This is a genomic window from Pedobacter sp. P26 (assembly GCF_050632135.1).
In the GTDB taxonomy this organism is placed as follows: domain Bacteria; phylum Bacteroidota; class Bacteroidia; order Sphingobacteriales; family Sphingobacteriaceae; genus Pedobacter.
This window is the reverse complement of sequence record NZ_CP192574.1, coordinates 5,859,734-5,873,844: the sequence shown is the minus strand read 5'-3', so window position 1 is coordinate 5,873,844 and position 14,111 is coordinate 5,859,734. Positions and strand designations below refer to the sequence as shown.

Here is a 14,111-nt window from a genome sequence, read left to right as displayed (position 1 = left end):
AATATTTTGTTTAATTCGGTATTAGATACACCTGTTGAGTTTTTGAAAGGCGTTGGTACAAGCCGTGCCGATGTTTTGAAGAAGGATCTCGGCTTATTCACTTATCGGGATATGCTTGCACACTATCCCTTCAGGTATATAGACCGTACAAAATATTTTAAGATCAACCAGATTAATCCCGATTCGCAGTATATCCAGATTATCGGGCGTGTAATCAGCAAAAAAGTAATAGGTGATAAAAGGGCGAAACGTATTATTGCTGTTTTTAAAGATGAAACCGGAATTATGGAATTGGTTTGGTTCCAGAGCTTAAAATGGGTTGACGATCACATTACTGTGGGGACAGCTTACGTGGCCTTTGGGAAACCAAGCATCTTTAACGGAACATTCAGCATCTCACACCCTGAAATGGAGCTGTATCAGCGCAAACAGGTGGGACGAGGGAATTTAACCCTGCAGCCTGTTTATAACTCCTCAGAAAAGCTTAAAAAATTTAATCTCGATTCAAAAGGCTTGCAGCGCCTGATTGCGGGTTTATTGGATCAGGTTATTCCGCAGGTACCTGAAAACCTTCCGCAGTACATCATCGATAAATATCAGTTGCCGGATAAGAGGATTGCATTGCTGAATATTCATTTTCCTAAAAATCAAAAGGATTTAAGCGCTGCTGAAAGGCGGCTAAAGTTTGAAGAGCTGTTTTTTATTCAGCTGCAACTTCTGCATAATAAACACTTGCGTCAATTAAAATTTAAAGGTGCAACCTTCGATAAGGTTGGTGAAAAGGTGAACCGTTTTTATAAGGAATTTTTGCCATTTGAGTTAACTAATGCTCAAAAACGTGTAGTTAAGGAAATCAGGATTGATACACAACGCGGTGTACAAATGAACAGGCTTGTTCAGGGCGACGTAGGGAGTGGTAAAACGGCTGTTGCATTGATGAGCATGCTTCTGGCAAATGATAACGGCTATCAGGCTTGTATGATGGCTCCGACCGAAATTTTAGCGCGTCAGCACTATGCCTCTATCACAGAGCTTGTAACCCAAGACCTGGTGCGTGTTTCCATTCTTACCGGAAATACTAAAAAGAAGGAACGTACTGTTTTGCACAATCAATTGGAGAATGGAGAAATCGATATTTTGATTGGAACGCATGCATTGATTGAAGATAAGGTTCAGTTTAAAAATTTAGGATTGGTTGTAATCGATGAACAACACCGTTTTGGGGTGGAACAACGTGCTAAGCTTTGGCGGAAAAATATTATCCCTCCCCATATCCTTGTAATGACTGCTACGCCAATTCCGCGTACTTTGGCAATGACCCTATATGGTGATCTTGATGTTTCTATTATTGATGAATTACCTGCAGGCAGAAAACCAATCGAAACAAGGCACCTTTTTGAAGGCCAACGACTTAGAATGTTTGGTTTTATGAAGCAGGAAATTGCCAAAGGAAGGCAGGTTTATATTGTTTATCCTTTGATTAAGGAAAGCGAGAAGTTAGACCTTTTACATCTCGAAGCTGGAATTGAGCAGCTGAGCTACCAATTTCCCCGACCCGATTACCAGATTAGTATTGTGCATGGACAAATGCCAAATGCAGATAAGCAGTTCGAAATGCAGCAGTTTATTGATGGAAAAAGTCAGATTATGGTGGCTACAACCGTAATTGAAGTAGGCGTTAACGTACCTAATGCTTCTGTAATGGTGATTGAAAATGCCGAACGGTTTGGTCTTTCACAGCTTCACCAGTTGCGTGGCAGGGTAGGTCGTGGGGCAGAGCAGTCTTTCTGTATCTTAATGAGTGGTAATAAACTCAGTAAAGAGGGCAAAATCCGTTTAGAAACGATGGTGCGGACCAACAACGGGTTCGAAATATCGGAAATAGACCTTCAGCTTCGTGGTCCTGGAGATATTACCGGTACACAGCAAAGTGGTGTGCTGGATCTAAAACTTGCAGATCTGGCTAAAGATCAGGTAATTTTATCTGAAGCACGAAATACCGTTATTGAACTTTTTTCGGTAGATCCGCAGTTAGAAAAACCTGAAAATGCGATTCTAAAGGCACATTTACAAAGGCTGGAGAGAGGTATTTCTTTTGATAAGATTTCATAAATTTTACTATATCCTTGATTATGATCATTTTTACGGAAAATAAGTGCCTATTAATCCATATATGCCTGTAATTGTATCAATTCGATATTCATACAAGGTGCTCACATTTATAGAAAAAATCTTGATACGAAAACTGGAAAATTAGTTACCATATAAATCTAAATTCTGTTTAAATTACAAAAGAAAGTAAGCATCCAATACCATTTAAATTTTCTCTTTCCATTTCAACGTCTTTTCCCTGCTTTTTGCAATAATATTTGGTGTTGTATTATTTGTCCTACTTCGCGTAGTTTTGTAATGTTTTTTTACGATTCAGCCCCTCACAATTATTATTTTACCCCCTTTTTTAAATTCGCAATATTCCTATCTTGCGTGTAACCAATTATGAACTGTTAAGTTGACAAGTCTAAGTCAGAGTTTGCCTTATTCAGTAGTTTTATTTAGTATAATTAGTTATGATATCAGATAGGGGGATTCATAATGGTTTACGTGATTTATTGATCATTTATCAAACAACAGTCCTACAGGGAGATTGATTTAGATAATTAACTCAATAGATCAAGGTATAATAATGCAAATATCGACAGTTCATGATTACTTATGAATATTAAATTGTATTACAATCAATATCTAACCAAAATAAATTGAAAAACTATGAAAAAAAATCTATTGAGGACTTTTGCCAGAGGTAGCATGTTTCTTGTTTGCGGTGGTTGTCTCGTCTTTTCTCCACTTGCCAGCATGTCTGCCGAAACATCATTGCATGAAAAGGAACCTTTTGATTTTTACAAAATGCCCCTCCAGGATATTATTGTGAAGGGTAAAGTTACAGATGCCAAAGGCCCGATTCCAGGCGTAAGCGTGAAGTTGAAGGGAGGCACAACAACTACGGTAACCGACGGCTCCGGAAATTTTAGTATTAAGGTGCCTGAAGATGCAACACTCGTATTTACCTACGTAGGTTACGTAGATCAGGAGGTTCAGGTAAAGAACCAAACCAGTATTAATGTACGGTTATCAGAGAATAACCAAAATCTTTCAGAAGTGGTTGTAGTGGGTTATGGTACACAAAAGAAAGCCGTTGTATCAGGTGCCGTAGCATCTGTTAAAGGTACTGAACTCGCTAAATCCTCATCGGTAAACTTAACCAATTCATTAGCCGGGCGCTTACCAGGTGTAACGGCCTTACAGGGGAGTGGAGAGCCAGGCTACGATGGCTCTACCATCAGAATCCGTGGAACAAACTCGCTTGGAAATAACAATGCATTGATTGTAATTGATGGTATCCCCAACCGTGCTGGTGGTATCGAAAGGTTAAATCCAAACGATATTGAAAGTGTATCGGTATTAAAGGATGCATCTGCTGCCATTTACGGTTCGCAAGCGGCTAACGGGGTAATTTTAATTACCACCAAATTGGGTAAATCAGGAAAGCCACAATTTTCATACGACTTTAGTTATGGTTTACAACAGCCTACACGTATACCGAAAATGGCTAATTCCGTACAATATGCCGAAATTCTGAATGAACTGAATATCTTTGGTTCCGATATTAATCCAAATGAATGGTCGGCGGCATGGAACAGTTTTAAATCTACTGGCTCTTATACTTCTACAACCGGAAAAACAATTAATGCCGCTTATAAGGCTGATGAAATCAGGAAGTTTGGCGATGGTTCAGATCCGCTAAGATACCCTAATACCGACTGGTTTAAAACGACTTTTCAGAATTGGTCGCCTCAGCAAAGGCATAATGTTCAGATCAACGGGGGCAGTGAAAATGTAAAGTACCTGGTTTCTTTGGGCTATCTGGATCAGGATGGATATTATAAAAATTCTGCAACAGGGTACAAGCAGTACGATATGCGATTTAACCTCGAAGCAAAACTGAGTAAATATATTACCACAACTTTAGGGGTATCGGCCAGAGAAGAAGACCGTAATTTCCCAACAGTTGGAGCTAGTGATATCTTCAGGTTTTTAATGAGGGGACGCCCAAATGAAATTGCGATATGGCCAGATGGCAAGCCTGGAAAGGATATTGAATATGGTTATAACCCGGTAGTATCTACTACAGATTTAACGGGAACTAATAAAGATGTCAGAGATTACTTTCAAACCACAGGTAAGGTAGAAATTAAGATTCCTGGTGTTGAAGGATTAAAAGTAACGGGAACTGCTGCGATTGATAAATATTCTGGCAGACAGAAAAACTGGCAATTGCCCTGGACACTTTACGATTGGGATAAAAAAACCTTTCAGGCCGATGGTGTAACGCCAGTATTAACGGGTACGGTACGGTCGCAATATACCGATCCAAGGCTAAGGGAAACTGCTGGCGGGCAATTGGCCATCAACCTTACCGGAATGATTAATTATGATAAAAAAATTGGTGATCATAATATTGGTCTGATGGCTGGGGTAACCCGGGAAACGGTTGATAATGATGGTTTTGCCGCTTTCAGAAGATATTTTATTTCACAATCTGTTCAGGAATTATTGGCTGGTGATGAACGCGAACAATCATTAGGTAATTTAGATGATCCTAATAATCCTAATCGTCTTTTCAAACGGGCACGTTTAAGTTATTTTGGAAGGGCAGGATATAACTATAAGGAAAAATACCTTGCCGAATTTTTGTGGCGGGTAGATGGTTCTTACATTTTTCCAACCGATAGGCGTTTCGGTTTCTTCCCAGGCGTATCGGTCGGCTGGCGTTTATCAGAAGAGCCTTTTTTCAAGGAAAATGTTAAGTTCGTCAACAATTTAAAACTGAGGGCATCGTATGGTCAGATGGGTGCTGAAGCTTATTTTGGAGATGTGCTGCAAGAATATCAGTACCTCAGCTTAATGAATTTCGGAACATATACCTTTAATGATCTTGTTACTAAAACGCTAACAGAAGGGAAAGTACCTAATTTCAACTTTGGATGGGAAGTAGCCAATAATACCAACGTAGGCTTGGATGCATCCTTTCTAAATAACAAATTATCACTTGAATTAGATTATTTCTATAATAAGCGTACAAACATTCTAATTAGCAGAGGTAGCTCTGTGCCTGAAAGCTCGGGTATTACCGATCGTTTACCGCCTGTTAACTTAGGGAAAGTAAACAACAAAGGTTTTGAATTTAAATTGAGCTACAATGACAAGGTAGGTGATTTAAACTTTGGAGTGAGTGTAAACGGGGGGTATGCGAAAAATAAAATCATTTTTTGGGATGAAACCCCCGGTGCTCCTGAATGGCAGTATTCAACTGGCCGCATAACCAATTCGTGGTTGGTATACGATTATGATGGCGTTTTTAAAGATCAGGCAGAAATTAATGCCAATACATTAAATTATGGTGCGCTAACCAGCACCTTACGCCCTGGTGATATGAAGTTTAAGGATATTAATGGTGATGGCAAAATCAATGCCGATGATAAAATCCGCCTGGATAAAAATGGAACACCAACCTTTACCGGAGGTTTCAATTTAAACCTGCAATATAAAGGGTTCGATTTATCGGTACTCGTTCAGGGGGCAACCGGCGGGATGCAGATTGTAGGTATAACCGAATCTGGCGATATTGGTAATTTCCTGGAGTGGTCATACCTAAACCGTTGGAGCATTGATAACCCAAGCTCGGTAAATCCGCGTTTATCTAACCGTGGAGCTACCTATTATACTGATAGCAATAATGCATTAAACAATACTTATTGGTTGCGGAGCAATAATTACATCAGGCTTAAAAATGTAGAGTTAGGCTATACCTTGCCAAATACCCTGGTAGAAAAAGTGGGGCTGAACAGTGTAAGGGTTTATGCGAACGGATTAAACCTGGCTACATTGGATAAAATCAAGATCTGGGATCCCGAATCAACCAATTCAAGTGGCCAATATTATCCACAGGCCAGGGTAATCAATTTTGGTATTAAAGCCGCTTTTTAAAGTGTAATCAAGTTTAACCGTTACAATCAAGAATATGAAAGCAATAAATAAAAATATAAAGCTCTATATATTAATTTTTACCACCATTTTTGCAGCATCCTGTAAAAAAGATTTTTTAGATGTAGAATCGCCCGGCCAGGTGCCGGCAGAATCAGTATGGAAAGATCCGGCAACTGCACAGGCCTTCGTTAATGATATCTATAACGGATTGGGTAATGGAGGTTTCTCTGAACAAATGTTAGCTTCTGTTTCAGATGAAGCCTTGTTTACACACCCAACCCGTGGTATAGACCTGGTTAATAATGCTACCATTAACCCTTCTACATTAGGTTGGGTAGACGATACCTGGGCGTATAAGCAAATGTACAACCGCATCAGGGCCTGTAATATTACCATCGAAAAAATTACTAGTGGAGATAATTCACTAACCAGCCAAACGTTAAAAGATCAGTTATTGGGCGAAGCTTATTTTTTAAGGGCTTACTATTATCAGCAGTTATTGCGTTACTATGGCGCTGTACCCCTTATCACAAAAATTTATGTGCTAGATGATAACTATAACGTAAAAAGAAATACGTACGAAGAGTGTGTAAATTTTATTGTTAAAGATTGCGATGAAGCCAGCAGGTTGTTAACAGGCAAAACGTTAGATAAAGGGCGTACTACTTCAAATGCGGCATTGGCCTTAAAATCAAGAGTGTTGATATACGCTGCGAGCGATTTGCATGACAGGGCGAAACTTACTTCTAAAGTTACGGGTATTGCTGCTCAAAAATTAGATTTTTTAAGTTATGCCAGTGGCAGCCAGCCAGACCGTTACCGTTTGGCTCAAACTGCTGCTAAAGCAGTTATGGATTTAGGTACAGGTTATAAGTTAAATCTTTCTGCGCCCGCTTCGGTAACAGATGGCCAGTTAAATTATAAAAGCATTGCCATGGGCGGAGCAAGTAAGGCACCGGGTATAGATGCTACTGCGGCATCAGAACTCATTTTTGCACGTTATTTTATCATCCAGAATAATATTAAACATGCGCAGCAAAATGGGCCGAATGGTTACCATAACTGGGCTGGAAATACACCTATCGGCTTGCTGGTTGATGATTATGAGATGAAAGATGGCAGTAAATTTAGCTGGACAAATACCACACAAAAAGCTAATCCTTATCAGGACAGAGACCCTCGTTTTTATGCTACCGTTTTGTACGATGGTGCAGGTTGGAAACCACGCGATAAAGCTTCGGGTAACGTGGACCCTGCCAGCCAGATCCAAACTGGAGTATACGACTTAATGGATAATGGTTCCCGAATCGACTTTAAAGGCTTAGATACACGTGCGAGTTCTATCGAAAACTGGAATGGCAGTTGGACCGGATACTATTATCATAAATTTATCGATCCGGATCCAACTATTGTTGATGCTTCTATGTCGCAGAATGTACCGTGGCCATTCTTCAGGTATACCGAAGCAGTGTTTAATTTTATTGAGGCCAGTATTGAGCTTGGTGAATTAAGTAAAGCAACAGAGTGGTTAAACAAAATCCGTTTCAGAGCAGGTATGCCAGCGGTAACCGCTACAGATCAGGATGGACTTAGAGAGGTTTACCGTCACGAACGCCGTATCGAAATGGCTTACGAAGAACAACGTTATCATGATACCCGCAGGTGGTTAATCGCTAGCGAAACATTGGGCAGAAAAACCACTTATATTAAGGTTATCGGCAAATTTAAATCTGGCAAAACCATGTCGGCCCCTTACCATTACGATAATACCGTTTACGATTATACCTACACTCCAGTTGTAGAAAATGCACAGGAAAATAGGAGTTGGAACGATAAACTTTATTTCAGGCCATTTAGCCGCGATGAAGTAAACAAAAATAACGCTCTCGAACAAAACCCGGGTTACTAAATTCTTTTGGTAAAAAAGCCCGATGAGTAACATACTCATCGGGCTTTCATGTTTATGATGAATGCTGTAAGCTTATTTGGCTTCATTCTCAAAGTAGTTTAGTCTTGCTTTTTTAAAATTAGATCGATAACTTTCACCAACTGATACATTTAGCCCGTTTTTAAGAGATATTAAAAAACCGTCTATTTTTTCAATATACTTCGTTGATATGATATAAGATTTGTTGACACGCTTTATAAACAAAAAAGCTTTTAAGTTAAATTCCATATCCACCAATTTATAATAAGGAGTTAGTACCGCATCGGTTGTATATATATTAATATAATTTCCATTACCTTCAACTGCTATTATCTCGTCAACATAAATTCGTCGAATTTGAGTGCAACTTAATTTTACCATAATATAGGGATTTTCTTTTGCTATATTATCAATTACAGCATTAACAGTTTTTTCAAAAGATGTGAAGTCAAAAGGTTTGTACAAAAAGTGTTTGGCATTAATATTATAACCATCTATTGCATGTTGTAAATTTGCACTTACCAACACAATATTTTCAACTTTATGAGCAATTTGGGTGGCTAGTGCCAACCTATCTAATCCTGAAATTTTCACATCTATAAATGCAAAATCTATATTATTCTCTAGAGTGATAATATCTTGTAGGGCTACTTCTGTATTGATGTATGTTTTAATTAGATTTAGATATGTCATTTTGCTAATGCAACCTGCCAATAATTTTAAGGCAATAGGCTCATCATCTATTATTATACATGAGAATGTTTTCAAAATATTGAGTAGTGTTGCGTTAACAGTTAAAACAATAACGAACTTTTTAGTAGTAAATTTTGATTATAAATGAAAAAATCTTTTAATTTCAAAATTTACTTTGTAAGTGGTTGTCTATTAGTATTTTATTTTTTAATTTTTTTTTAAAATAGATCGAATGTGTTTGTATGATTGTTTGAAATTATTCGATTAACAGTTTTATGTTTTGTTGATTTTAGAGGGTTTACATAATATTTTGGGGGGTTGGAATAAAAATTAAAAAAGTAAGTTTAATTGTTTTTAGATTGTATAATTAAAAATAAATATGTATGTTTTTATTTAAAAATAAATTAAACAATATTGAAGCAGTTACAAAGCTTTTGGTAGAAAAATTAAATGTAAGTGTCACTGAAACCACAATAAAAGAGTGTTTAGGAAATCATCCTGATTACCCAAGTTTAATGGCGCTATCCGATTGCCTTACTGATTGGTATATTGCAAATGAAGCGAGGAGAATTCCTAAAGAAAATTATAAAGATTATGAAATACCTTTCATTGCACAATTAATGCCTAATGGAGGTAGTTTTATTTTAATTAATAGCATTAACCAAGGCCAAATAAACTATAGCGACGAAAAGCATTTAAATGCATCCATGCCAGAAGATGAATTTCTGAAAAAATGGAGTGGCAGTGTTTTAAGGGCGGAAGCCAACGAAAATAGTACAGAACCTGGTTATAAAAATAAACGTTTGCTCGAAATCTTTAGTACAGCCAAATTGCCAATTTTAGTGTTAATAATCACTATAAGCATTTTAATGGCAGTAAACTTTCAATCGATAACTTTGGGTTATGGTTTAGTATTATTATCGAAACTTACTGGCATTGCTGTGAGCATACTTTTGTTGACGCATAGTATTGACGCTAATAATCCCCTTGTACAAAACTTATGTAGCCTAGGCAATAAAAATAACTGTAATGCCATTTTAAAATCAAATGCTGCAAAAATTACTAAATGGCTAAGCTGGAGCGAGGTCGGATTCTTTTATTTTACAGGTTCTTTCCTTTGTCTATTACTCAAACCTGTTAGTTTTGCCTTGATTGGTTGGCTAAGTGCATTGGCTTTACCATATACCTTTTATTCTATCGCTTACCAGTATAAACACAAAAACTGGTGTGTATTGTGTTGTATAGTGCAAGTATTGCTGCTGTTTGAAAATCTTATTGCCTTAAACTTTGGTCTTTGGTCTTTTAGCTTTGCAGCCTATATATCTCCAAGTTTCTTATTCACATTATTAATCTGTTTCTTTTTACCTATTATAATTTGGTCTTTATTGAAACCATTATTTTTAAAAACATCCCAGTTTAAATTGCTTTCCCAACAGCTTAAAAATTTCAAATATAACAATGAATTATTTAACCAAGCACTTTTAAACCAACCTCGTTATGCGGTAAATAATGATTTAATGCCTGTAGTTTTAGGTAATCCTCAAGCTCAAACGATAATTACTATGGTAAGTAACCCATTTTGTGGGCCATGTGGTAATACACATGAAATCCTAGAAGAATGGCTTAAAACAAGAGACGATCTACAGTTGAAAATTATTTTCACTACAGCCGATCATGATAATGATGAAAAAACCAAAGTAGCACGGCATATCAGTGCCTTAACTAAATTGAACGATACCGCTTTAGTAGAGCGTGCACTTAGTGATTGGTATACGCAAACCGTAAAAAAATACGAACATTGGGCTAAAAAATACCCCGTTCATTTTGATCATGAAATAGATGTGGTAATACAAAAACAAAAAGACTGGTGTGAAATGGCCGAAATCTCTTTTACACCAACTATTTTGGTAAATGGATATAAATTACCAGTACCATATCGCTTAGAGGATATAAAATATTTAATTGCTTAATATCATCTTGAACTTGTTTCTGGATATGTAAAGTGATAGTTCTTTTGTACAAAAAGGGGCAGCACGGTTGCAACGAAACTGCCCCAGAACGAATACTGGCGTACACCGGTATCGCTTAAGTTACCCTTGCGTGAAAGGGTAACAAAATCTTAAATCACAAAATTAAACATTAAACAATGAAAAAATTAAGTTTAAAACCAAATGCCTTTGATAAAGGTGAAGTGTTAACAAGGTCACAGTTGAGGAAAGTAATGGGGGAGATGATAATGGATCAGGAAGCGGAGCAGGGGGATACTATAAATGCTGTAACTACCAAGCCTGCTATTCATGCGGAGAGCCAAGCTGGGTGCCTAGTGGAGCTACAATAGTTTGTAATGGTTGGGTATGCCGCTCATAATATTATTTGGGATCAAAGCATGCTTTGATCCCATTTCATCCATTTAAAAAAATACCTCTTTTAAATCTTCTAAAAAGTAATAAAAAAAATTATGAAAAAGGCACTTTTTATCTTATTCTTTTTATCCATGACAAGTTTATCAGTTTGTGCACAACAAAAACATAGCGCAATAAATTTTCAACAAAAACTTAAATGGGAAGAGATTAAAAAAAAGCCAAGCAGGAAAACAAATTTATTTTTTTAGATTTTAATACAAGCTGGTGCGTTCCATGCAGACGGATGGAGGCTGAAATATTTACGCAAGATAGTGTAGCAGAATATTTAAATAAGAATTTTATAAGTAGCAGTTACCGTTGCGATACCTCTGCAAATGATGTTATTGAAATTAGAGATCGATATCCTGATGCCTTAAACATTATTAAAGAATTAAATATTCAGGGGTATCCAACGTATGCTATTTTAAGTCCCGATGGCGTTTTGGTTCATAAAGTGATTGGTTATATGAGGGCGGACGTTTTTATCGATGAACTGAAAATGGGTTTAAATCCTCAAACGCAGTATTTAACTTTTGTTAAAGAGTTTAATAAGGGGAATAGAGGTGAACTTTTTTTGTTGAAACTAGTTAACGCAAGCGAGCGGGTAAATGATTATGTAAAGGTGCCAGACTATATAAATAATTATTTAAAGACTCAAAAAAATTACTCACCAAAAAAATATAGAATTTATCGCTAGAGCAACAAATAAGAGTAGTGATATAGGTTTCAGGATATTAACTAATTATCCTGATCAGGTAGATCAAGTTATTGGCATAAATAGATGTGCTGAAATTGTATCAAGGATTGTTTTCAGTGAAATAGCCATAAAGTTTTTAAGAGTAAATGGGAAAACCGAGTATAGACCTGCTGCAATGATGGTGATTTATAGCGGAGAAATCCAGAAGAAGGTTAATTGGGCAGCATTAAAGAAAAGACTTGATCATGATTACCCCAGATTTTCATCAACAATAATGGACTATTCAAAATTTAGTTATTACAGTTGGACAAAAGATTGGACCAATTTAGCCAAAATTATCACTCACCAGTTGTATAAACGAAAATTTACCTATCGGTTTATTGAAAATGCAACACAAAGTATTATTAATGGCTGTGATGATAAAATGATTCTCAATGAAGCTCTTAAATGGTATAATAGTAAAGATATACCTGAAGATCCCTACAGTTTCTGGACTAAATCAGACTTATTGTTTAAACTGGGCCGAATTGACGATGCAATTTCAGAATTGGACTTGCATAGATCTGAAGATGATGAGCATAAAAATGAGCAAATAGAATCTGCAATAAAAAAAATGAGAGACGGAAAAAGTAGATGGACAAGTTAAGAGTTGTATCCAGTATTCACGAAAAAAGATAATTTAATATTATAGAAGAAGAGTTAATGCAAGAAAATATCAAGACCTACATTATCAATTTAGAAAAGAGAACCAGTCGTAGAGTTCATTCTATTAATCAATTTTCAAAGAAAAACCAGTTTAAGATCAACTTTATAAAGGCAATTGAAAACAAGAATGGCGCTTTGGGATTGTGGCAAACTATCGTCCAAATCATTGAAAATGTATCTATAAAAGAAGATGATTATATTTTGATATGCGAGGATGATCATAGATTTACGAAAAATTATAATCCACAAAAACTGTCAAATCTTATAAAAGAAGCTCAAGAAAAACAAGCGGATATATTGTTGGGGGGATAAGCTGGTTTAAAGACGCCTTGCAGGTTTCTGAAAATCTATTTTGGATTGATTCTTTTACGGGATTACAGTTTACGATAATCTTTAAACAGTTTTTTAAAAAAATATTGGAATCGTCATTTACCGCTAATGATGTTGCGGATCTTAAAAATATCGTCACTTACAGAAAATAAGTTCGTAATCGCTCCTTTTGTTTCAGTACAAAAAGAATTTGGCTATTCTGATGTAACATTAAAGAATAATGGGACAGCGCGGGTAGAGCGGCTTTTTAAGGGTGTAAACAGTAAACTGGAGGAACTGGTGAAGGTAGCCAATTTTTATAATGTCGCTAAATAACTATGAAAAGTAACACAGAATATGATGGATTTTCAATAGCCACATATGTTATCAATATGCAGGAAAGGACTGATAGATTAGCCCATATTTTAAAGCAATTTAAAAACAGACCGGAGTTTGATGTTACTGTTTTGGAAGCCTGTAAACACGAAATCGGCGCGGTTGGGCTTTGGAACAGCATTTTAAAAATGATTAAACTGGCGCTAGAAAATGATGATGATGTAATTATTATGTGTGAAGACGATCATGAATTTACGGAATATTATAATGCCGAATACCTGATGCAGAATATTATAGCATCACACGAACAGGGTGCTGCCATTCTTTCCGGGGGTATTGCAGGATATGGAGAAGTAGTGCCATTAACAGAAAACAGATATTGGCTAAATACATTCTTATCTACCCAATTTATTGTCCTTTATAAGAACATTTTTAAAAAAATACTCAATTATAAGTTTAAGGATGATGATGTAGCGGATTTGGTTTTAGCTAATCTAACAAGCCATAAAATGATACTTTATCCTTTTATCTCACGACAGAAAGATTTTGGTTATTCAGATATTACCACCATACACAATGAACAGCCTGGTTTAGTTCAAAATATGTTTAATGGAACTGAGCAACGTTTGGAAAAAATTCGGCAAGCTTACTTAAAATATTTAATGTAATATGTTTATTCTAAAGTTAATGGGTGGGTTGGTCAATTCAGATGTTTGAGTATTTTTTTTAACCTATTGTGAGGTTTTTTACCTGATGCTTTCAAGTACTATTTGTATTTACTGATCAGAAAGCTAAATTGTTACATGAATAGGCACATTTCATTAATCAACAACATTTACAAATTACAATGGCCATTTGATACACTGTTAAAATTTCAAATTTAATGAAACAAAAGATCAGCTCTTGAAATTTTATGATTTTGGATAATAATAAATATGGTGTACACGACTTTCTAAGATCAGGAAGCTAAAAGAAAGAATATACACTTTTACAACAC

Annotated in this window: 11 protein-coding genes; 10 read left to right on the top strand and 1 reads right to left on the bottom strand. The window is 36.2% G+C overall.

Going from position 1 to position 14,111, the window contains the following annotated elements:
* Nucleotides 1-6: 6 nt before the first annotated feature.
* The 3 genes from recG (at nucleotide 7) to ACQ86H_RS27315 (ending at nucleotide 7,954) form a co-directional block, all read left to right on the top strand.
* Nucleotides 7-2,112 carry an ATP-dependent DNA helicase RecG gene (recG, locus tag ACQ86H_RS27325; RefSeq protein WP_431293132.1) on the top strand — a complete coding sequence of 702 codons (2,106 nt, stop codon included), beginning with the start codon at nucleotides 7-9 and terminating at the stop codon, nucleotides 2,110-2,112.
* Between the two features lie 654 nt (nucleotides 2,113-2,766).
* On the top strand, nucleotides 2,767-6,045 hold the full coding sequence (locus tag ACQ86H_RS27320) for a SusC/RagA family TonB-linked outer membrane protein (RefSeq protein ID WP_431293131.1): 3,279 nt from the start codon (nucleotides 2,767-2,769) through the stop codon (nucleotides 6,043-6,045).
* A gap of 34 nt (nucleotides 6,046-6,079) precedes the next feature.
* Entirely contained in the window at nucleotides 6,080-7,954 is a 1,875-nt protein-coding gene (locus tag ACQ86H_RS27315) for a RagB/SusD family nutrient uptake outer membrane protein (protein ID WP_431293130.1), read from the top strand.
* 72 nt (nucleotides 7,955-8,026) lie between these two features.
* On the opposite strand, the gene ACQ86H_RS27310 is transcribed toward ACQ86H_RS27315, so the two are convergent.
* Nucleotides 8,027-8,740, bottom strand: a complete 714-nt coding sequence (locus ACQ86H_RS27310) for a LytR/AlgR family response regulator transcription factor (protein ID WP_431293129.1) — start codon at nucleotides 8,738-8,740, stop codon at nucleotides 8,027-8,029.
* A gap of 308 nt (nucleotides 8,741-9,048) precedes the next feature.
* On the opposite strand from ACQ86H_RS27310, the gene ACQ86H_RS27305 reads away from it, so the two are divergent.
* From ACQ86H_RS27305 to ACQ86H_RS27275, 7 genes are all read left to right on the top strand, one after another.
* Entirely contained in the window at nucleotides 9,049-10,635 is a 1,587-nt protein-coding gene (locus tag ACQ86H_RS27305; protein WP_431293128.1) for a thioredoxin domain-containing protein, read from the top strand.
* A gap of 176 nt (nucleotides 10,636-10,811) precedes the next feature.
* Complete coding sequence (locus tag ACQ86H_RS27300) at nucleotides 10,812-11,003, top strand: hypothetical protein (protein WP_431293127.1); 192 nt, start codon at nucleotides 10,812-10,814, stop codon at nucleotides 11,001-11,003.
* A 263-nt stretch (nucleotides 11,004-11,266) separates the two neighbouring features.
* Nucleotides 11,267-11,764, top strand: coding sequence for a thioredoxin family protein (locus ACQ86H_RS27295; protein WP_431295485.1), 498 nt, complete (start codon nucleotides 11,267-11,269; stop codon nucleotides 11,762-11,764).
* 175 nt (nucleotides 11,765-11,939) lie between these two features.
* Complete coding sequence (locus tag ACQ86H_RS27290; protein ID WP_431293126.1) at nucleotides 11,940-12,410, top strand: hypothetical protein; 471 nt, start codon at nucleotides 11,940-11,942, stop codon at nucleotides 12,408-12,410.
* 56 nt (nucleotides 12,411-12,466) lie between these two features.
* Nucleotides 12,467-12,781, top strand: a complete 315-nt coding sequence (locus ACQ86H_RS27285) for a hypothetical protein (protein ID WP_431293125.1) — start codon at nucleotides 12,467-12,469, stop codon at nucleotides 12,779-12,781.
* Nucleotides 12,782-12,907: 126 nt separating this feature from the next.
* Nucleotides 12,908-13,114 (top strand): hypothetical protein, encoded by a 207-nt coding sequence (locus ACQ86H_RS27280; RefSeq protein ID WP_431293124.1) that lies wholly within the window; start codon nucleotides 12,908-12,910, stop codon nucleotides 13,112-13,114.
* A 2-nt stretch (nucleotides 13,115-13,116) separates the two neighbouring features.
* Complete coding sequence (locus tag ACQ86H_RS27275; RefSeq protein WP_431293123.1) at nucleotides 13,117-13,782, top strand: hypothetical protein; 666 nt, start codon at nucleotides 13,117-13,119, stop codon at nucleotides 13,780-13,782.
* The last annotated feature ends 329 nt before the right edge of the window (nucleotides 13,783-14,111 follow it).